Source organism: Pseudomonas sp. MWU347 (assembly GCF_017947305.1).
In the GTDB taxonomy this organism is placed as follows: domain Bacteria; phylum Pseudomonadota; class Gammaproteobacteria; order Pseudomonadales; family Pseudomonadaceae; genus Aquipseudomonas; species Aquipseudomonas putida_A.
Genome location: NZ_JAFGZB010000001.1, coordinates 646111 through 667416 on the forward strand (window position 1 = coordinate 646111; position 21306 = coordinate 667416).

Sequence of the window (21306 nt, forward strand, 5' to 3'; positions counted from 1 at the left end):
CGGCCTTTTTCATGCGGCCTGACAGACTTCCCCTCAAAGCCTGTGGGAAGGTGGCGAATGTTAAAGACCAAGGGGTCGCTGTTTGAAAAAGCGTCTGTTCGTCACGGGCCTCAGTGGGTTCGTGGGACAACATATCCAGTCGCGTCTGGCCCAGCCTGACTCGACGTGGGAACTGCTGCCTGCCACCGCACCCTACGATCTCACGTCAGCGGCGAGCCTCGTCGACCTGTGGCCACAATTGCCCGACGCGGTGATTCACCTCGCTGGTCAGACCTTCGTTCCCGAAGCCTTCCGTGACCCGGCCCGTACGCTCGAGATCAATCTGCTGGGTACCCTCAATCTGTTGCAGGCCCTCAAGGCCCGCGGATTTCGGGGGACCTTCCTGTATGTCAGCTCCGGCGACGTCTATGGGCAAGTCGACGAGCGCGCCCTGCCCATCACCGAACTGCAACCGCCCTGCCCGCGCAACCCCTATGCGGTGAGCAAGCTCTCGGCCGAGTTTCTCAGCCTGCAATGGGGCCTGAGTGAGGGCTGGCCGGTGCTGGTGGCGCGGCCGTTCAACCATATCGGCGCCGGACAGAAAGACAGCTTCGTCATCGCCAGCGCCGCACGCCAGATCAACCGCATCAAGCAAGGCTTGCAGGCAGCACGACTGGAAGTCGGCGACATTGACGTCACGCGCGACTTCCTCGATGTCGGCGATGTGATCGCGGCTTATTTCGCCCTTCTGGAAAAAGGCACACCCGGGCAGGTCTACAACATCTGCTCGGGCCGCGAACAAAGCATCCGCAGTCTGATCGAGCAGTTGGGCGATCTGGCGCAGGTCGAAGTGCAACTGGTGCAGGATCCGGCACGCATGCGGCGCGCCGATCAGCGTCGCGTTTGCGGCAGTCACGCAAAGCTGGTCCAGACCACGGGCTGGGCACCGGCAATCACCACACAACAATCCCTGCGGGCGATCCTGTCCGACTGGGAGCAGCGAGTAAAACAACAATGAAAAGTGCACTGATCACGGGGATCACCGGCCAGGACGGCGCATATCTGGCCAGGTTGCTGCTCGACAAGGGTTACAAGGTTCACGGCCTGGTAGCACGCCGTAGCAGCGATTCGCGCTGGCGCTTGCGCGAGATGGGCGTCGAAGGCGACATCGTCTACCTGGACGGTGACATGGCCGATGCCTGCTCGGTACAACGTGCAGTCATTCAGTCGGCGCCGGACGAGGTCTACAACCTCGCTGCACAAAGCTTCGTTGCCGCTTCCTGGAATCAGCCGGTGACCACCGGCATCGTCGATGGCCTGGGCGTCACCCACTTGCTCGAAGCGATCCGCCAGTTCAGCCCGCACACACGTTTCTATCAGGCCTCCACCAGCGAAATGTTCGGTCTGATCCAGGCCGAGCAACAGGACGAGAACACCCCGTTCTACCCGCGCAGCCCCTACGGCGTGGCCAAACTCTACGGTCACTGGATCACCGTCAACTACCGTGAAAGCTTCGACCTGCACGCCAGCAGCGGCATCCTGTTCAACCATGAATCGCCGCTGCGCGGCATCGAATTCGTTACCCGCAAGGTCACCGACGCCGCCGCCCGCATCAAACAGGGCAAGCAGCAGGAACTGGCCCTGGGCAACATCGACGCCAAGCGCGACTGGGGCTTTGCCGGCGACTACGTCGAAGCCATGTGGCTGATGCTGCAACAGGACAAGCCTGACGATTTCGTGGTCGCCACCGGCGTCACCACCACCGTGCGCGAGATGTGCCGCATCGCCTTCGATCACGTCGGCCTGAACTACCGCGACTACGTGAAGATCGACCCGGCGTTCTTCCGCCCGGCCGAAGTCGAAGTGCTGCTCGGCAACCCGGCCAAGGCTCAGCGGGTACTGGGCTGGAAGCCGAAAACCGACCTCGACACCCTGATCCGCATGATGATGGATGCGGATATGAAACGCGTCGCCAAGGAGTAGGTCATGCTCATTCCCGTGATTCTGTCCGGCGGTGCCGGTACGCGTCTGTGGCCGGTGTCCCGCGAGGGCCATCCCAAACCGTTCATGACCCTGCCCGACGGGCAGTCGCTGCTCGGCAAGACCTACCAGCGGGCGGCAGCACTGCTCGACGGCTGGGGCGACATCGTCACGGTGACCAACCGCGAGTACTACTTCCAGAGCAAGGATCACTATTGCGCCGCCCACGTGTCGCGCCATCGCGGGCACTTCCTGCTGGAGCCGACCGGGCGCAACACCGCCCCGGCGATTGCCGCCGCCGCCCTGTCGCTGCAGGCGCTGCACGGCGACGATGCAATCATGGTGGTGATGCCCGCCGACCATCTGATCGTTAATCAGGAAGCGCTCAAGAGCGCCGTCGAACACGCGGTCAATCTGGCGAAGGACGGTTATCTGGTGACCTTCGGTGTGCTGCCGACCGCCCCGGAAACCGGCTTCGGCTACATCGAAACCGGCGCACCGCTGGACGCCAAAGGCGCAGCGAAAGTGCAGCGTTTCGTGGAAAAGCCCGACCTGCAAACCGCCACCCATTACCTGGAAAGCGGCAACTTCCTGTGGAACTCGGGCATGTTCTGCTTCACCACCGCGACCCTGATCAACGAACTGCAATTGCACGCGCCAGAGTTGCTGGAACAGACCCGCGCCTGCATGCAGGCCAGCGCCGCGGTGGAAACCGTCGGCTGTCTGCAACAGGAACTGTCGCCGACACTGTTTGCTGAAATCACCGACATCTCCATCGATTACGCCTTGATGGAGCGTTCGGAGAAAGTCGTGGTGGTGCCCGCCGGTTTCGACTGGAGCGACATCGGTTCGTGGGGGGCCGTGGCAGCGCTGGTACCGGCCGATGCCGACAACAATCGCGCCAGCGGCGAAGCGGTGTTCATCGACAGTCACAACAACTTCGTGCAGAGCGAAGGCCGGCTGGTGGCTGCCGTGGGTGTGGATAACCTGATCATCGTCGACACCGCCGACGCCGTGCTGGTGGCCCACGCCGATCGCGCCCAGGATGTGCGGCGCGTCGCCAAGCAGCTCAAGGAAAAATCCCACGAAGCCTACCGCCTGCATCGCACGGTCAGCCGTCCGTGGGGCACCTACACCGTGCTCGAAGAAGGCCCGCGCTTCAAGATCAAGCGCATCGTGGTCAAGCCCGGCGGCAAGCTGTCGCTGCAAATGCATCATCACCGCAACGAACACTGGGTGGTGGTCGAAGGCATGGCCAAGGTCACCAACAACGGCAGCGGCACGCATCTGGTGGCCAAGAACGAATCGACGTTCATTGCCGCCGGCCATCGCCATCGCCTGGAAAACCCCGGCGTGATCGACCTGGTGATCATCGAAGTGCAAAGCGGCGAATACCTGGGTGAAGACGATATCGTGCGCTTCGAAGACCAATACGGCAGGACGGTTTGATGCTGCTTTCCCTGTACCGCTCGCTTTACAGCTATCGAGGATTCATCCTCGGCAGCGTACAGCGAGAGTTTCAAGCGCGTTATCGCAATTCGCTGCTCGGCGCCTTGTGGCCCGTGTTCAATCCACTGTCGATGATCATCGTCTACACCGTGATCTTTTCTCACATCATGCGCGCCCGCCTGCCGGGCGTGGATGACAGCATGGCCTACAGTGTCTATCTCTGCGCCGGGCTGCTCGCCTGGGGAATGTTTTCGGAAATCACCCTGCGCAGCCAGACCATGTTTCTGGATAACGCCAACCTGCTGAAGAAAATCAGCTTCCCCCGCATCTGCCTGCCGGTGATCGTGCTGTGCAATGCGGCGATCAATTTCGCCATCATCATCGGCCTGTTCCTTGGATTTCTATTGATCAGCGGGCGTTGGCCCGGTATGGCGCTCCTGGCGCTGATTCCCCTGATTGCGCTGCAGATGCTGTTCTGCGCTGGTCTGGGCATGATCCTCGGCGTGTTGAATGTATTCTTTCGCGATGTCGGCCAGCTCTTCGCCATCTGCCTGCAGTTCTGGTTCTGGCTGACGCCGATCGTGTATCCGATCACCATCCTCCCGGAGTGGGTCCAGCGGCTGCTGCAACTCAACCCGATGACCAGCCTGATCGGCAGCTATCAGAACCTGTTCCTGTATGGGCAATGGCCGGTCTGGAACTCGCTTTTACCGGTGTTCATCGTCACGGTGGTGATGTGTCTGATCGCCCTGCGGTTGTTCCGCCAGCGCGTCGGTGAAATGGTGGATGAACTCTGATGGGACTTATACGCGTAACGGGCCTGGGCAAGGCTTATAAACAGTATCCGACACGCTGGAGCCGTCTGGCGGAATGGCTGATCCCGTTTTCCCCGGTGCGCCACCGCGAGCATTGGGTGCTGCAGGATGTCGCTTTCGAGATTGCCCCCGGCGAGGCCGTGGGTATCGTCGGCGCCAACGGTGCGGGCAAAAGCACTTTGCTGAAGATGATCACCGGTACCACTCAACCCACCTGCGGCAAAATCGAGATTGAAGGGCGCGTAGCGGCATTGCTGGAGCTGGGCATGGGTTTTCACCCGGACTTTACCGGGCGCCAGAACGCGATCATGGCCGGGCAGTTGCTGGGCCTGCAGGTTGGCGAAATCGAAGCGCTGATGCCTGACATCGAACACTTCGCAGAAATCGGCGAAGCCATCGACCACCCCGTGCGCACCTACTCCAGCGGCATGCAGATGCGCCTGGCCTTCAGCGTCGCCACCGCGCGGCGTCCGGACATTCTGATCGTCGACGAGGCCCTGTCGGTGGGCGACGCCTACTTTCAGCACAAGAGCTTCGAACGCATTCGCGGCTTCCGCAAGGCCGGCACGACCCTGCTGATCGTCTCCCACGACCGCTCGGCCATCCAGTCGATCTGCGATTCGGCGATCCTGCTCAAGGACGGCCACATGGCCATGTACGACAAACCGGAAGTGGTGCTCGACTATTACAACGCCTTGATGGCCGAGCGCGAAGGTCAGATCGTGCGCCAGGAAATGCTCGCCGGCGGCGAAGTGCAGACCGTGTCCGGCACCGGCGAGGCAGGCATTCTGAGTGTGCGCCTGCTGGACGAACACGATCGCGCCATCGACGCTGCCGAGGTCGGCCAGCCAGTGGTACTGGAAGTGCAGGTCGAAGTTCGCCGCGACATTGAACGGCTGGTGCTCGGCTTCATCCTCAAGGATCGTCTGGGCCAGATGATGTATGGCATCAACACCCATCGCCTGAACAAGGCCCTGACCGATCTGCGCGCCGGCGAACGCTTCACTTATCGCTTCGCCTTCGTCATGGGGCTGGGCAAGGGCAACTATTCGGTATCGTTGAGCCTGTCGCGCCTGGACTCGCATCTGGACCGCAACTTCGAATGGCGCGATTACGGTCTGGTGTTTCACGTGATCAACAACCGCCAGGAAGATTTCGTCGGCTGTTCCTGGCTCAATGCCAACACGACGATCACCCCTCACACCGAGGCAGCGCTGACCGAGCGTGCGCCATGACCCGCCTGTTGGTCGAGTGCACCCACGTCTTCAAACACCCGAAGATCAACTCCGGTATTCAACGCGTGGTGCGCAACGTCATCAAGCAATTGCCGGAGCGGGTGGGTGATGTCGAGTGCCTGCCGGTCATTTCGCTGAGGGGCCGGCTGTATCGGGTCACGCGCCTGGCCCCGCTGGACGCGCCGCTGTTCAACGCCATTGCGACATTCGGCGAACGACTGGAACGCCTTGCGCACCGTTTCTGGCAATGGCATCAGCGCCTCGAAAGCCGCCTGCAGGCAAAAACCCCACGACGCCTGTTGTACGTCGGCTATCGGCTGAGCGCTTTCGCGGCGTTTGGCGTACCCCTGCGGCTGATCGAGCGGATCAACCGCCAGCAACTGCCAAAACGCTGTGCCCCCTTGCAGCATCAGCCCGGAGACCAACTGGTGCTGCTGGATTCGTCCTGGCACTCGGACTTTTTCTCCCACGCCGAACAGCTAAAGCGCGAGGGTGTCGGTATTGTCGCGGTCATCTACGACTTGATACCGCTGACCCACCCGCAGTTCTACGACACGCGGCTGGTGCAGGTCTTCAGTGAATGGTTCGACTGGATCACGCGCACGGCCGACGGCTACCTGGCCATTTCCGCCACGGTACGCGATCAGGTGCGCGCCGAACTGCAGCAACGGATCGGCACGGTACAGGCCGAAAAACGCTGGTTCGATTATTTCCACCTCGGTTCCGAACTGGATCTGCACAGCGCCGGGGAAACCGTCGAACCGCGCCTGCAACAACTGTTCAATACACCGGAGCCGCTGTTCCTGATGGTCAGTACCATTGAGCCGCGCAAGAACCACGCATACCTGCTCGATGCCTTCGAACGGGCTTGGACCGCCGGCTCCCCGGCGCGTCTGTGCATCGCCGGGCGCATCGGCTGGAAGTGCGACGCCCTGCTCGCCCGGGTGCGCAGTCATCCCGAACTGAATCGCCGCCTGTTCATGTTCAACAACTTGAGCGACACCAGCCTCGAACATGCCTACGCCCACGCCAGTGCGCTGGTATTCCCTTCGTTTGTCGAAGGCTTTGGCCTGCCGCTGGTGGAAGCCATGCAGCGTGGCTTGCCGGCGATGGGCAGCGACATTGCGGTGTTCCGCGAAATCGGCGGCGAATTCATGGCCTATTTCGATTTGCAGGATCCGCAAAGCCTCGCTGACTTGATCATGCGGTTCCTGCAGAGTGGCCAATTCCCCGCTGCTCGCGATGTGGCGGACTGGCGCTGGATCGACTGGCACGAGGCGAGTGCGCAACTGGCCGAGCGCACCGTACGCAATGCAGTGCAAGCGCCATTGGCGCCAGCGAGGCCGCATGCGCATTGCCCTTAATGCCCGGATCCTGCAGGCACCGCGCACCGGCATCGGCCATTACGTCGCCGAGTTGGTGAATGCGTTGCGCAGCGATACCGATATCGAAATTGAGTTGTTCCACGGCTGGGGCTGGAGTTCGGCCTTGCCGGAGGCGGCGATGCCCGGTTATTCGCGCCTGACGCCACTGCTGCGGCAGATCCCCGGGGCTTATCAGGCGCGGCGCTGGCTGGAACAAAAGCGTTTCGATCAGGCGCGCGCGCATGGCATCGATCTGTATCACGAACCGAGTCTGTGGCCACTGGCCTTCGACGGCCCGACCGTGATCACCCTGCACGACCTGACGCACCTGCATTACCCCGAAACTCAGCCGCCGGCACGCTTGCAAGAGATCGAGCGCCGACTGGCTACCGGCGTGCGGCAGGCACAAGTGATCCTCACCGATTCACAAGCGATCGCCGACGAAGCTCAAAGCTGTTTCGGCCTGCCCGCTGAACGTTTCGTGGTCGCTCCCTTGGGCGTGGCCGAGCGCTTTCATCCGCGTGACGCACACACCATCGACCCGGTACTCAAGGCCCATGCCGTTACGGCGCGGGAGTATTTCCTCTGTGTCGGGACGCTGGAGCCACGCAAGAATCTGCGGCTGGCCCTGCGCGCCCATGCCTTGCTGCCGGAGGCCGTGCGCCAACGCTTTCCGCTGCTGATCGTCGGCATGGCTGGCTGGCAGCGCGAACAGTTCAGCGCCGAACTGCGTCAGGCATTGGCAAGCGGGCATGTGTGCCTGCTCGGCTACTTGCCCGATGAACACCTGGCCCAGCTGTTGGCCGGTGCCCGGGCGCTGATTTTTCCTTCGTTATACGAAGGCTTTGGCCTGCCGGTGTTGGAGGCGATGGCCAGCGGCACGCCGGTGGTACTCACCCGCGCTTCGGCCATGCCGGAAGTCGCGGGCGACGCGGGCAACTATATTGAACCTGACAATGCAGACGGCTTGCGCGACGCGCTGATCCGTCTGCTCGACGATCAGGTGCATTGGCAAGCATGCCGAGAAGCCGGATTGCAGCGGGCGCGGCTTTTTTCCTGGCAGCGCTGCGCACAGGCCACGGCCGGTGCCTACCGCCAGGCCATGGGAGGTTGAATGCGAGTTCTTCATTTTTTCAAAACCTACTTGCCTGACTCGGTCGGCGGTATCGAGCAGGTGATATTTCAGCTGTGCGAAAGCGGTGCGCATCACGGTATCGACGGCCAGGTGCTGACACTCAGCGCCGACCCGACCCCGCCGGTGGTGCAACTGGGTCAACACGAAGTGCATCGCGCCAGACTCGACATTCAGTTCGCCTCCACCGGGTTTTCCTGGAGCGTGTTCAAACAGTTTCGCGAGCTGGCCGCCGAAGCCGATGTGGTCAACTATCACTTTCCGTGGCCGTTCATGGACCTGGTGCACTTTGCCAGCGGCATGAACAAGCCGAGCGTGGTGACCTACCACTCGGACATTATTCGTCAGAAGCATCTGCTCAAACTCTACCGACCGTTGATGAACCGCTTCCTCGCCAGCGCCGACCGGATTGTCGCGGCCTCGCCGAACTACCTGCACACCAGCGACGTGTTGCAGCAGTTTCAAAACAAGACCCGGGTGATTCCATACGGTTTGAACAAGGCCGGTTATCCACAGGCCGACAGCGAACGGATGAATCGCTGGCGCCAGCAGCTTGGGGGTAAGTTTTTCCTGTTCGTCGGGGTCATGCGTTATTACAAAGGTCTGCACATCCTGCTCGACGCCTTGAAGGACGTGGACTATCCGGTGGTGATCGTCGGTGCCGGGCCGCTGGAACTGGAGTTGCACGCCCAGGCTGCTGCGCTGGGGCTGCGTAACATCCACTTTCTCGGGCGCCTGGGCGATGAAGACAAGGTCGCCCTGCTGCAACTGAGCTACGCCATCGTGTTCCCGTCGCACCTGCGTTCCGAAGCGTTCGGCATTTCGCTGCTCGAAGGCGCGATGTACGGCAAACCAATGATCTCCAGCGAAATCGGTACCGGCACCAGCTACATCAACATCCACAACGAAACCGGGCTGGTGGTGCCACCGAGCAACCCCCAGGCGTTTCGCGAGGCAATGCGCAGCCTCTGGGAAAACCCCGAACGCGCAGCAGCCATGGGCATAAAGGCCGAGGCGCGTTACCGGCAGTTGTTTACCGCCGATGAAATGGGCCGCAAGTGGACCGAGTTGTATCAGGAGTTGCTCGAAGAGAAAGACCTGTCTTACGCCTGATCCCGTTGCTGAAACACATCACCCTGTGGGAGCGGGCTTGCTCGCGAAAGCGGTCTTTCAGTAAACAATGATGTCGACTGATCTGACGCCTTCGCGAGCAAGCCCGCTCCCACAGGGGGGTGTAGTGATTTCAAATGAGCCGTTAGAGATCTAGCACCAACAACTGCTCACTCTGCGCCGGCACCGCGCAACAAATCAGCACCTGCCCCGCTTCCGGCAGGTCTGCCGGGGGCTGTGGATAATTCACCGCGCCACTGACCAGACGTGTCTTGCAGGTGCCGCACGAACCTCCACGGCAACTGAACTCGGGGCGCAGGCCACGGCTTTCTGCGAGCTCCAGCAGACTGCCGCCGTCCGGCTGCCAGCGCGCCTCTTTGGCCGAACGCCCAAACATCACCGGCACAGACGTGATGGCCGCCGGTGGTTGCTCGATGACCGCCGCATCCGGGTCCGGCTGGCGCTTGAGCGTCGACGGGCCGAAGGTCTCGGCATGGATCCGCGCGTCGCGAATGTCCAGCTCGCGCAGACTGTCGTAGACACTTTGGGTAAAAGCGCCGGGCCCACAGACAGCAAAATCGATCTGGTCGTAATCTTCGACCTCCAGCAGATCACGCAGCAGTGCCCGATCAATGCGCCCATGGCGGTCGAAATCTTCGCCTTCATGCACGTCGGCCTCCGGCTGACTGAGCAGGCGAATCACCCGTACCGCATCGCCAGCACTTTCCAGCACGCGATCGAGTTCCTCGCGAAACGGCTGATCGGCCAGGCTGCGCGAACTCTGCAGCAACCACGTCGGCCGAATCCGCCGGGTGCGCAGACCTTGGTACACCACCTCACGCAGCATCGACAGCAACGGCGTGATGCCAACCCCCGCCGCCAGCAGCACCAGCGGCCGGTGTTCCAGTGGCGCCACCGTGAAGTGCCCCTGTGGCGCCCGTGCCTCAAGAACATCGCCGACCCGGATCTGCTGGTGCAAATGGCCTGAAACCAGGCCCTCGCGTTTCACACTGATGCGCAGGAAATCATCCGATGGCGCACTCGACAGGCTATAAGTGCGAATATGCGTTTCACCATCCAGAGTGAAGCGCAACGGCAGATGCTGGCCAGCCTGAAACACCGGCATCCCTGCGCCATCGTCCGGTTGCAGATAAATCGAGCGGATGTGCTGGCTCTCCCTTTCGATGCGGGTCACCCGCAGCGGCCGCCAGCGGTCACCCAGCGCTTTGGCCTGCAAACGTGCATCGGCCTGGGCCCAGGTGCCGGTCAGCAGACTGGTGGGCGACATGCCGTCGAAGCGCCAGCGCAGGGCCAGTGCCGCCGGGCGCCGCACCAGTCTCTCGACCTCGAATGTCCAGAGGCGCTCGGCGCCCTGGAACGCTTCGATCTGCGGCCCGTCGAGGATGATTTCGGTCCGCCCGCTCAGTTGCAGCACATCGCCTGTGGAAAAGTCGATGAACAGCAGGCCGGCCTTGGGATTGAGCAGCAGGTTGCCGAGCGTGTTGAAGTGCAGGTTGCCGGCAAAATCCGGGATGGTCAGACGATTACCTTCAACCCGGACAAACCCGGCCTGCCCGCCACGATGGGAAACATCCACCGCACGTTGTCCGTCCACATCGACGTAACTGGCGACAAAGAAGGTATCGGCGTCTTCGATCATGGCTCTGGCTGCGTCATCAAGACCGTCGTCGTGCTGCGCTGGCCGCGTCTGCGGATCGCTCAGCGGCACGCGCTGGAACTGGCGCAGTTGAATGTATTGCGGACAGTTGCCGAAAGCCTGATCCACGCTCACCTCGAAACCCTGCACGGTCAGATTGTCGACATGACCGTTGAGGCGATTGCGGCGGCGGGTATGCAATTCAATGCCGAGCAACCCGATCGGCTCGCCATTGCGCAATTGCGCCGGATCATCGGCAGCGGGTTGGCTGGCGAAATGCAGATGCTCGGGATCAGGCGAATGCGCAAACCCCGGCGCGCCTTCGAGCACACTGGCCCAAGGACGCCCGTCGGTATCGACCGCGCCGTACAGCATGAACGGTAACTGCTCATAAAAGGCGCGGTGCTGATCCGGCATCCAGTCACGAATCACTTTTCGGCCGAAGGCCTCCATGCGCTCGGCAACGCCGACATGGGCCTGCAGTTGTTGCTCGCCAGCGTGCCACGGTGAACGTTCCATCACGCATCTCCCCGCGCCGCCGGCGCATTGTGGATAACTCGATCAGATCGGGCCGACCTCTCAGGCAGTCTTTTGCAGACCGGCGACCGTGCGCGGCATGCCGACAAAACCGGGCAAGGCCTCGATATGCGCCAGCCAGGCGCGCACGTTGGCGTAGTCGTCCAGCGACACGTTGCCTTCCGGCGCATGGGCGATGTAGCTGTAGGCGGACACGTCGGCGATGGTCGGCTCGCTGCCGGCCAGATACGGGGTCTTGCCCAGTTCCACCTCCATCACTTTGAGCAGGTTGTGCGCACGGGTAATCGCTTCTTCAGCATTCAACTGTGCGCCAAACACCGTTACCAATCGTGCAGCAGCAGGTCCGAAAGCAATCGGCCCTGCAGCGGCCGACAACCAGCGCTGCACTCGCGCCGCACCGACCGGATCGGTTGGCAGCCAACGGCCGTTGCCGTATTTGAGCGCCAGATACACCAAAATCGCGTTGGAGTCGGCCAGCACCACACCGTCATCGTCGATCGCCGGCACCTGGCCGAAACTGTTGATCGCCAGATACGGCGCCTGCTTGTGCTCACCCTTGGCCAGATCGACCAGGATCAATTCGGTCGGCAATTGCAGCAGGGACAACATCAGTTCTACCCGATGGGCGTGGCCGGAACGCGGGAAGTTGTAGAGTTTGATCGCTTGCATGGTCGACTCCGCTGGAGAGGGCGCCGTTCGGGATGGCAGCGCCGATGGAGGCCATCTTCCACCCATCTTCAAATCAACAGAATCACCAGCAATCGCAATCAATTATTTCACTGGATGAAATAACGCCGCGTTCTGCAGCGCCGGATGTTCTCGCAGCACCTTCACCGCGTGGTCGACAAAACTGCGCACCCGCGCCGGTGCCTTGCGCCCGCCCTGATACACCACATGAATCGGCAGCGGAGGCAGTTCGAAATCGGCGAGGACAATTTCCAGTTCACCGGAAGCCACCTTGCCGGCGACCTGATAGGACAACACCCGGGTCAGCCCCAAGCCCAGGCAAGCCGCAGTAATCGCCGCCTGGTTGGCGGTGACCACCAGCCTCGGTTCTGGCCGCACGCTGATCGCTTCGCCCTGATCCACAAACGGCCAACTGCGCAACTGGCCGATGGCCGAGGTCGCCACCACCGGCGCGCCGGCCAGCGCCTGTGGATGCTCGGGGCGGCCGTACCGGGCCAGGTAGGCCGGCGACGCACAGATCACCCGCCGCACTTCGCCAACCCGGATCGCGTGCTGATTGCTGTCCGGCAACTCACCAATGCGTACCGCGACATCGATGCCCTCCTCGACCATGCTCACCACCCGATCGACCAACAGCGCATTGATCGAAACGTCCGGGTATTGCGTCAGATAACTGGTCATCAGCGGCGTGACAAACAACTCACCGAACAAAACCGGCGCAGTCACCGTCAATTGCCCACGGGGCTGGGCGTGACTGCCGGCCGCCGAATCCTCGGCTTCCTGCACCTCGGCGAGAATTCTCCGACAATCTTCCAGATAACGCTGACCGGCCTCGCTGAGGTGCACAGTGCGTGTCGTGCGAATCAGCAACTGTGTACCAATGCGCTGCTCTAGCGCCGCCACGGCGCGGGTGACACTGGCCGCGGACAAGCCAAGACGCCGCGCCGCCGCCGAGAAGCCCTGCTCCTGGGCCACGGTGGCGAAGATCTGCATTTCCTGGAAGCGGTCCATGGATGTCCTCGATTCAGATACAAAAATCGCAGCCGAGGCTGCGATTTTTGCGGGTCTGGATTTTGAGAATTAAAGCTATCGCAGTATGAGGCGGATTTCGGGGCCTCCAGCTGGCTGCGAAGAAATCGCAAAACTGTCGCAGAAGGCCCAGATGCTGATACGGACTCAAGCGCTAGAGAATTAAAACTGTCCCAGCCAATCAGGGCTGCTGCTCCGCGGATAGCTGACGGCTACGCTTACTCTCTGGCCTCTTTACGACTGGATCAAAGTCGCACCAGCAACAAGAACCTGCCAACCCTATGCAGTCTGACGCTCAGGACATGTTTCTATTTAGAGAAGCACGTTCCACATCGTGTCGCAAATATATTAGGCCAACCTGGCAGCACCGTCGCTCCCTTCCCTGTAAACCAGCCCGAGAAATCCTTGAATGTGTCTCGTGCTGCATTGTCCAATTTTTTGCGGCATAGGCGGTTTTCGCCACCATCCTCGGATGCCCATACCTTGCACCGTGAGAAATAACGAGTTGCGAGAAACGCTGTGAGATTTAGCTTCCGAGCAATTGAATCGAGATTGATGAAGACAGGCTCGGAACACTCACTTAGATTGACTAATCTGAGATTCTTTGCCTGTTTTTGGTTACTTGGTCGCTGCTCTGTCGTCTTTCTGCGTTAATCGATAGCCGTTTACTCGGCTTTCTGTAAGTTTTGAACTATTTCGAAAAACTCAGTGTAATCCGAGAAGCTGCAGAAACCAGCCTGTTCGCCACGAGTTGAGATGGATATCAGTGGAGGTACTCCTGATTGGATGTCCGCCAATACACCCTCAATGAAGCTACTAACAATATTGACCTGATTGTAATAAACTTCACCAGTATCATTCTCAGAAGGCTTTTTCTTCGGCTCCTTCAGGAAGTTTTTTAAAATGGCCATTCCGGCGGCGGGGTTATTTGAAAAAAGTTTTAGTATGCCTTTAAAGTAATTAGCGCTTGATGCATGTGTTGCCTCTGCGAGCTCATTTAACATGCTTTCAAGTGGTTCAGCTTGGATTTTTAACATATTTTTCAGATTGGTTATCTGAAAGATAGACATATAGGCAATATCGGAACCACCATCGGCAGATATTATCAAGCAACGTAGAGAGTCGATGTGATTTCCCTTGGCTGCAAGGTGCAATGCCATTTCGTAGCACGCCCCGAGATGACCTCTGTTATGAGCCATCGATAACCAGAGTAGACAATCATCACTCCGCCCCCCCCCAAGCGAGGCTCCGATCCGGTACATGGCGCTGATATGCCCATTGGACGCCGCTTTAGCTAACTCATAGCTTTCGTTATCAGAGTGCTGATACTTCAAAAGTAAGGGTATACAGACGTCATTTATTCTTTTCTTGAGCAACTCAATTAATTTATCCCAGTTTAGCCCAAAATCACTCAGCGAGCAGTCGTTGAGATATTGTTTCGCTGATGAACGAGGACTGCGTGGTTGGGCATTGTACTCAGCCCTCTTTTGTGCCTTGTAGATCGCTACTGTTTTTTCAGTAGGAAGTATAATGTCATCTGTATGTACCTCACGAAGTGCTTCCGAGGCCTTTCCGTGAAGGTGCTGAAACCAGCTTCCGAACCTGATTTCATACGTTACATTGTTATGTGAGATAGCTGTCATTTTCTTCATCATGGCTGTCCTTGCTTAATCATGTGCTCGATCAAGATAAGCTCGCGCCGCGAAGAGAGCCTGGTCCCAAGACATATTTGGGTGACGTTCCATATAGTCCACTGCAATATTGAGAAGTAAGCGCTCGGCGCCAAGCGGACCGGACTCCAGCATTTTTTGCTCGCGATCAAGGCGTGCAAGTGCACGTCCCTTCTTCTTGCGAAATTCGGGAACAGGGAGAGGAGAAGGTAAGATTTCTGACATAATTGCCTCCAGAGTAAGAGGCAGTTTCGCGAATGCAAAGATCCACCTCTCACTATTTAAAATTAGTGAAAAAGAGAATCCGTAACTTGCTTTCGCCGGCCACGAATAAAGCCGTATCGAAAACTTAGCTAAAAAGCACAGAAAGGTCAACCACAAAAGCAGACTTGGTGGAAAAAGTGCATAGCCTCCAGGGTGTATACGGATGCGGAGCCCTTCTTAGCCGGAGGAGCATGAGGCCAGTGAGAGAGGTCTGCAGCAAAGTGGTCGAATGGTGGGCGCGCTGGGCGTCAGCGGGATGGGTATGAAGGCCAGGGAAGGCTGATTGATCGCCTGTCGTGCTTCTTAAGCTAAGGAACAAGTAAAGCAAACGACAATGACTGCACATTAGTCGAAAGGATTCAGCTCGAAGCGCCGATCGCGCACTGCAATCTTGAGCTCCCGCTTGACAGTCCTGACATCATCCAGCGAACAGTCTCCGGCTGAGCTCGCAAGATCAAGGCTTTCAAGGCATTTGCTGGCGGCTTCCTCGATTTTGAGATCTCCGCCAGCGCGAGCTAGACGTTCCTTGGTACTCTCCAGAATTGTATTGGCTGCATCTCCAAGCAAAACAAGATCAACACATTCGTGAATGGATCGGCCAATCATAGGCGCCTCATTTGTATTGATGTCGCATAATGTTAGCGGCTAGCTCTGGCAACGTCTAATGCCGATGATTAGCGGCTGCCAGCATTAAGCTCCGACCAGCATGCACCGAGGCCCAACCCTGAATCCAGTGCCAGGTTGGATTCGCAAGAACATAGAATATGCAGCTGCGCTACGAGAGACCTAGCGTTCAAGATCGGCAGAGGAGGAAATCCTCCTCTGCGACAGTCTTTATTGTTCAGCGACAGTTTTTATTGTCTAAAACCAGGTTATGGGTGCTTACAACAAAGTCTGACACAAACACCCCAACAACCATTGGGCGAAACCGGAACGAATCGTACGCCGTATCACAATAAAGATTGACACCGCCACCCTGACTTTTCGAATAACGCTCTGACCTTCTTACATCATAGTTTGACACAACCAGTGTGCACGACTGCCAGACATTCTCATGAAGCGGCAAACGGCAGCGATACCAAGAACTAACAGAGGCGAGGAGTGATCGCTAGGTAGAGGCCATCGGTTGCCCACTGCATCGCACCCGTCAGCTCTGTCCCTGGTGACTTACCGTACTGCGTGTCGGCTCACCGAGATTGGGCGGATCAACTTTCTGGATCAGGCGCTTGATCGGTGTGCCCTCGGGTAATTGCATAGAACTGAAGACAATCCGCGCTTTCATCTGCGCGCCAAGTAGCGCTAAGCGGCATTCCGACACATTGTAGATGAAGGCTTGGCGGATTAGCGGATGGTCACGGCAAAAGATCAACAGATTAAAGCGGATGTTGGCCATCAAACTAGCATTGATCAATACCAGATCGAAGCTAATGTCGCCGTACTCCAGCAACATCAGCATATCCTCAAGATTCGATACCGGCGCGATGCCGTGATAGCCCTCGCGGTTGAAATTACGTTCCAGGCGTAGGCGCTGAAAGTGTTGTGGGTCGGCAATCATGATGCGCAAGGCTTTATTGGTCATGGGGCGCATATCAAAAGCACACGCTCATAGTTCAGGGCTTTGTTGCGCTCGGGCAAGGTGTAGGGCGCGAGACAGCGTTTGCCATCCCATTTGATAGTCAGAGTGGCTGAATCCTCTTCCACCAGCGCAAGGGCTTTACCGCTCGGGTCGGAAATGCCCAGTTGTTTACCCGCCGCATCCTCCAGCGCAGCGCCAAATGGAATGGCCTTGTTCTGCGCATCAAACAGCTCGAACTGCACCCGTCGACCGGTCTTGCCAATATATTGCGCCAGCACTACTGCGCCTCGCCTTGGTACGACTTGCTGGGTGGCATTATCGATCTCGATCTCCGCACCCAGATCCCGGGTATCCAGGCTGATCCAGTTCACACGATAGGGCTGAATGTTGGGCACGACGGCAAAGCCATTGGCGCCGGTCTCTGCACCGCTGTAGCTGCCGATTTTTGCGCCGGAAACGCCCGGCACTTCGGCCAAGGCAAAGGTTTCACCCACGGTCTGCCCCAGATTGATACCTCCGGCATGGGCAACCACAGAGCCGGCCAGGTTAAGGGTTTGCGAGGTGTAACCGCGCCCCTGGCTATAACCCGCGCTAATATCCGCAACCGAGGTGCGGGTGCTGATGTTGCCCGAGGCCGAGCTGCCACCGATGCTGCTGTTACCACCTTGCAGTGAGTAATAGGTATCGCTGGTTTCCGACACGTAACCGTTGATGCCGACTTGCGTGCTGCTGCTGTTCTTCTGCGTGTTGGCCGAAACAAAGGCCCGTGGCGCTCGGGGTTTTGAGCCCAGGGGAAACGACAGAGACAGGTTGATCAACGTGTCATTATTTGACGATCCGAAATCTCCGACGTCCTTAGTATAGGTCGCGCTAACGTTGTAGCTAACCTCACCCCAGTAGTTGCCATAACCGGTAGAAAGACTCTGGGAACCGCCGCGCCCCCAGTAACGCTGGTCGCTGGCGTTCATGTAAACGCTGCCATATTGCCGGTTGCGGCCCAAGCTCTGGTTGATGGTCAGGTCGGTACGAGTTTTTGAGTTGCCGAAGGGTTTCTGGCCATCGGCGTTGAGTTCCTCGACGTGGTTGGTCAGCGTTCGGTAGCCCTCGGTCGAATAGCGATAGGCCGCCAGGGTAAAGTTGGTATCGGTCCCGGTGAAAGTCTTGGCGTACAACGCCCGTAGGCTATTACCTTGCACCGTCTGGCCTACGGTAAGGCTGGAGGAGCGAGTCAGGTCGACGGAGACGGCACCGATCGGGGTGTTGCGACCCGCACCGACGGACAGTGCCTTGAAGTTCTCCGAGGCCTGGACACCGACGATTCCGGTGAGGTTGCTGTTGATCCCGTAGGCCAGGGTGCTGCTGACAAACTCCGGCGACGCCAAGCCATCATTGTTGCTGTTGTACTGGCCCGCGGACACGCTGTACTTCACCTGGCCTTCGCGGACCATGATTGGCAAGCTGGAAAACGCCTGCATCGTTACCCGTCGACGACCATCGGCTTCGATGATGGTCACTTCCAGGTCGCCGTTGGAGCCACTGGGATAGATATCGCTGATCTCGAACGGGCCCGGCGGTACGTTGGCGGTGTAGAGAATGTAGTTGTTCTGACGGATCTCCACCGTGGCGCTGGTTTCCGCCACGCCGCGAATGATCGGCGCATAGCCGCGTTCGCTATCGGCGCGCATGCCTTCATCGGAGGCCAGTTTCAGGCCGCGATAACGCACGCTGTCGAACAGGTCCGTGTCGGAAAAGATGTCGCCCGCAGAGAATTGGCCCTTCAGCGCCGTTACATCATGCTGCAAGAAGCTACGGTTGCTCTTGAAGGTGCTCGGCTGCCCCGTGGTGGTGCTGAAGTTCGACTCGTTACGCAGCCGCCAGCCGCCCAGATTGATCCCATTACGCAATCCCAGGTTATTTGAAAGCGCGGTGCTGTGATCCGAGCTGTTGCGGTTGCTGCTCAACTGATAGTTGATGAAGGCTGCCGGAACCCCCTGATCCCACAAAGCCGGGTCGATATACCCGCGCATACCTCTCTGCATGGCTATTTGCGGCACACTGGCCAACAGCCGCAGGCGGCTTGCGTCGTAGCGCAAGGTAGCTTTGTCGATAAGTGACGGCAAGTCGTAGCAGCCTTGCGGTACATTTGGGTTGATTTTGCCCGCCGCTTCCAGCTTGTTCATATCGATGCCCAGTTGCAGCAACATATCCAGGGTCAAGCAGGCTTCGACCTTGCCGTTCTTCGCGTTTCGTTGGAAGTCGATATCGCGGCGCCCCACCAGCACTTCGTTGCTGTAGAGGTCGACCCGGTACTGCCCCGGCACCACATTGTTGGCGGATAACAGCAACTGCAGATCCAGCGACGAGTGAGCGCCTTGCAGAAATGTGGTGTTGAACTGTTCGAGTTGTTCGGATTCTAACTCCTCCGCACCGACAAACATGGAGAGGGTGGTGGTAACAGCAACAAATAGCGTACTTAAAAGAGTGTAGGTACCCGAGTACCAAGTTTGGTCGCTCGCGCCTGAACCGGATCGGTTGCTTGGAAACAAAAGCATTTAAAGCACCTATATCACCTCCGATACGAACTTCTAAACGGAGCGAAGAGAAATACGGCAAAAGAATAAATTGGCCCTTATGGCAAGCGTATCAAAGCTACTCTTTATTCAGACTAGCCTGACTTGAGGCACCATCGGAAAGTTTTGCAATGTAACGATCTTGTGCACCGTAGTCGTTAATACTCGTAAACAGTAAATTTGGCGTAGCCGTGCTATTGAATTGTTTAACAACGAATTCTTTATTTTCGCCCGGCGCGATCATCGTTGAGTCTGCAGTTTGTTCGGTCATTGTTCCTGATTGAAGTTTTATGTCCGCCATGGACACGTGAAAGAGTCCTGTATTATTCACCGCCAAGACCGTTTTTCCGCCCCGATTCTCCAGGCGCCATAACAGTTTGGTCGGTGCCAGATAGGCATCTGCGCTCAACTCGACCGGACGGAAGAACACCTTGATGCGCTGGCGCACTGCGAGTTGCAATGTATTTTTCTCTTTCGAAGCCTGAGGGATTTCCTGAACATTGAGCCAGACTACCGACTCTTTATCGGATGGCATGCCGGAGCCTTCATAAATCACTCGCAATAACTGCTGCTCCTTACCTACCACTCGAGCCAACGGCGGAGTTACGGCAAAGGGTACCGATGTAACGCCAGGGGTATCTGTATCGAGCCAAGACTGGATCAATACGTCTTCACCGCTATTGCGCACGGTGATGCTAGCTTCCTTGTGCTTTCCGTCAAAGACCAGACGAGTAGTACTCAAGGAGATGCCAGCATTGGCTTGGGAAACAACTAAAACGCCCAAGAGGCCCAGGCAGAAAGATAGGGAGGGACGACGAAACATAATAATTACCGTTTGATTCAAGGCGTGCGCGGGGCCGATAAGCCCCGCACTAAGTCCGTTAATTCCCTGCGATTACTCGTATTGCAGGGTAAATGGCAGGGTTGCATCACCGCGACCTGCAACGGCAGTACCCGCTGCGCCGGTCGTGACGTAGACGGCGGAGAACTTTAGCGAAGTGCTGCCATCTTGCAGTTTGTTCTCGATTTTCGCGGTAGTAGGCGAGCTCAAGTTAATCAGCGCACCATTAGCATCGAGAAGAGCGATACCAATGTTCTTTGCAGCCCCCAGACCATCGACCAGGTTCAGTACACCATTGCTATCGACACCCGAACCGGTCCCTTTATTGGGCTCAAAGATCATAGAAACTTTGGCACCGGCGTTGCAGCTGATCTTCATATCGAAGTTTTCGGCACTCAGTCTGCCACTGCCAATTGGCGCGGCGGCCGTGCCCATGTCTTTGATCGACACTTCACCCATCGCTACGGAGATGGTCTTGTTGACGCCGGAGCCTTGTACAGAACATGCATCGTTGTTGATGATGCCGGAAAAGTTGATAGTGCCACTACCAGCTTTGGTGACGACTGGTTCTACTGCGAAAGCGCTACCAGTAGCTGCCAAAATTGACAGTGTCATCATTGCCAAGGAAAGCTTCTTCATTCTGATTACCATTGGGTGGATTGAGATTCTATTCGTTGCAGAAGCAAGATATAGAACCGACCCATACAGGAACATCAGACGATTCTTAAAGAAAAATAGACGGTGGGACGCGATAATTACTAATTGAAAAAGTTGCGCTCGAAGCAGTATGCCAATAAATCTTGGTCACTATTAACTTCGAGTTTACGCATGGCAGATGTCTTTTGCGCACTGATAGTTTTTATACTTCTATTCTGGCCACGGGCGATGTCGGAAACACTTTGCCCGGACACAAACAAGCGTAAAATTTCGTGTTCTTTGGACGATAGCTTGGCGAATCGGTCATCCATAGATACGGCGGACTCGAGCACCGAGGTGGGTTCCGGTCCTAAACTTCGGAACGGATTGCCTTGGGCGACAGCCTTGAGCGCGACTTGAATTTCATTGTGCATTTGGCTTTTCTGGATGACCCCAACCACCCCCAGCTCATGCAACAAGGTCAAGATCAAGGGATTGGAAATCATGGTCAACACCAGTATTTTCAATGTTGGAAAGTTACGTTTGAGGTACTCAACCAATTTCAGGCCGTCACCATAGGGCGAGTCTGCAGGCATATTGAAGTCGGTGATGATCAGGTCAACAGACAGGCTCTCAAGCAGGTTGATCAACTGATTGGAACAGACCGCCTCCCCCACCACATGAAAGCGTTCGTCTCGCTCTACTAGCTCACGAACCCCAAACAGCACAATGGGGTGATCATCAGCGATGACAACATTTAGTTTTTTCATGACCA

At 57.8% G+C, this 21306-nt stretch carries 19 protein-coding genes; 8 read left to right on the forward strand and 11 right to left on the reverse strand.

From position 1 onward, the window contains the following. Positions 1-82: 82 nt before the first annotated feature. From KCG87_RS02880 to KCG87_RS02915, 8 genes are read left to right on the forward strand one after another with little or no spacing between them, the layout of a single operon-like run. A complete protein-coding gene (locus tag KCG87_RS02880) occupies positions 83-997 on the forward strand; it encodes a GDP-mannose 4,6-dehydratase (RefSeq protein ID WP_139055049.1) in 915 nt (304 codons plus the stop codon). Beyond that, complete coding sequence (gmd, locus tag KCG87_RS02885) at positions 994-1962, forward strand: GDP-mannose 4,6-dehydratase (protein ID WP_027610307.1); 969 nt, start codon at positions 994-996, stop codon at positions 1960-1962. The genes KCG87_RS02880 and gmd overlap by 4 nt, the downstream gene beginning before the upstream one ends. A gap of 3 nt (positions 1963-1965) precedes the next feature. Continuing rightward, entirely contained in the window at positions 1966-3408 is a 1443-nt protein-coding gene (locus KCG87_RS02890) for a mannose-1-phosphate guanylyltransferase/mannose-6-phosphate isomerase (RefSeq protein WP_210556252.1), read from the forward strand. Continuing rightward, entirely contained in the window at positions 3408-4205 is a 798-nt protein-coding gene (locus KCG87_RS02895) for an ABC transporter permease (protein ID WP_098966401.1), read from the forward strand. The genes KCG87_RS02890 and KCG87_RS02895 overlap by 1 nt, the downstream gene beginning before the upstream one ends. Beyond that, the gene (locus KCG87_RS02900; protein WP_210556251.1) at positions 4205-5458 is read left to right on the forward strand and encodes an ABC transporter ATP-binding protein; all 1254 of its coding nucleotides are present in this window, start codon (positions 4205-4207) and stop codon (positions 5456-5458) included. The genes KCG87_RS02895 and KCG87_RS02900 overlap by 1 nt, the downstream gene beginning before the upstream one ends. Further along, positions 5455-6822: a glycosyltransferase family 1 protein gene (locus tag KCG87_RS02905; protein WP_210556250.1), complete on the forward strand. Its 1368-nt coding sequence runs from the start codon at positions 5455-5457 to the stop codon at positions 6820-6822. Before KCG87_RS02900 ends, KCG87_RS02905 begins: the two co-directional genes overlap by 4 nt. Next, on the forward strand, positions 6806-7936 hold the full coding sequence (locus KCG87_RS02910) for a glycosyltransferase family 1 protein (protein ID WP_027610302.1): 1131 nt from the start codon (positions 6806-6808) through the stop codon (positions 7934-7936). Before KCG87_RS02905 ends, KCG87_RS02910 begins: the two co-directional genes overlap by 17 nt. Next, complete coding sequence (locus KCG87_RS02915) at positions 7937-9067, forward strand: glycosyltransferase family 4 protein (RefSeq protein WP_210556248.1); 1131 nt, start codon at positions 7937-7939, stop codon at positions 9065-9067. Between the two features lie 142 nt (positions 9068-9209). Here KCG87_RS02915 and KCG87_RS02920 read toward each other — a convergent pair whose 3' ends face one another. The 11 genes from KCG87_RS02920 to KCG87_RS02970 form a co-directional block, all read right to left on the reverse strand. Beyond that, entirely contained in the window at positions 9210-11240 is a 2031-nt protein-coding gene (locus KCG87_RS02920; protein ID WP_210556243.1) for a pyridoxamine 5'-phosphate oxidase family protein, read from the reverse strand. A gap of 60 nt (positions 11241-11300) precedes the next feature. Further along, positions 11301-11927, reverse strand: a complete 627-nt coding sequence (locus KCG87_RS02925) for a glutathione S-transferase (RefSeq protein ID WP_210556242.1) — start codon at positions 11925-11927, stop codon at positions 11301-11303. Between the two features lie 102 nt (positions 11928-12029). After that, positions 12030-12956 carry a LysR family transcriptional regulator gene (locus tag KCG87_RS02930; protein WP_210556241.1) on the reverse strand — a complete coding sequence of 309 codons (927 nt, stop codon included), beginning with the start codon at positions 12954-12956 and terminating at the stop codon, positions 12030-12032. A gap of 683 nt (positions 12957-13639) precedes the next feature. Next, complete coding sequence (locus KCG87_RS02935) at positions 13640-14629, reverse strand: hypothetical protein (protein WP_210556240.1); 990 nt, start codon at positions 14627-14629, stop codon at positions 13640-13642. 12 nt (positions 14630-14641) lie between these two features. Beyond that, complete coding sequence (locus KCG87_RS02940; protein WP_081730173.1) at positions 14642-14869, reverse strand: hypothetical protein; 228 nt, start codon at positions 14867-14869, stop codon at positions 14642-14644. A 384-nt stretch (positions 14870-15253) separates the two neighbouring features. Then, positions 15254-15514, reverse strand: coding sequence for a hypothetical protein (locus tag KCG87_RS02945; protein WP_027610296.1), 261 nt, complete (start codon positions 15512-15514; stop codon positions 15254-15256). A 541-nt stretch (positions 15515-16055) separates the two neighbouring features. After that, a complete protein-coding gene (locus tag KCG87_RS02950; RefSeq protein ID WP_210556238.1) occupies positions 16056-16487 on the reverse strand; it encodes a response regulator in 432 nt (143 codons plus the stop codon). Beyond that, a complete protein-coding gene (locus tag KCG87_RS02955) occupies positions 16484-18922 on the reverse strand; it encodes a fimbria/pilus outer membrane usher protein (protein WP_210556582.1) in 2439 nt (812 codons plus the stop codon). The genes KCG87_RS02950 and KCG87_RS02955 overlap by 4 nt, the downstream gene beginning before the upstream one ends. A 211-nt stretch (positions 18923-19133) precedes the next feature. Further along, positions 19134-19877: a molecular chaperone gene (locus KCG87_RS02960; RefSeq protein WP_210556236.1), complete on the reverse strand. Its 744-nt coding sequence runs from the start codon at positions 19875-19877 to the stop codon at positions 19134-19136. A 72-nt stretch (positions 19878-19949) separates the two neighbouring features. Next, on the reverse strand, positions 19950-20534 hold the full coding sequence (locus tag KCG87_RS02965) for a fimbrial protein (RefSeq protein ID WP_210556234.1): 585 nt from the start codon (positions 20532-20534) through the stop codon (positions 19950-19952). 119 nt (positions 20535-20653) lie between these two features. Beyond that, positions 20654-21301: a response regulator gene (locus KCG87_RS02970; protein ID WP_210556229.1), complete on the reverse strand. Its 648-nt coding sequence runs from the start codon at positions 21299-21301 to the stop codon at positions 20654-20656. Between the last annotated feature and the right edge of the window lie 5 nt (positions 21302-21306).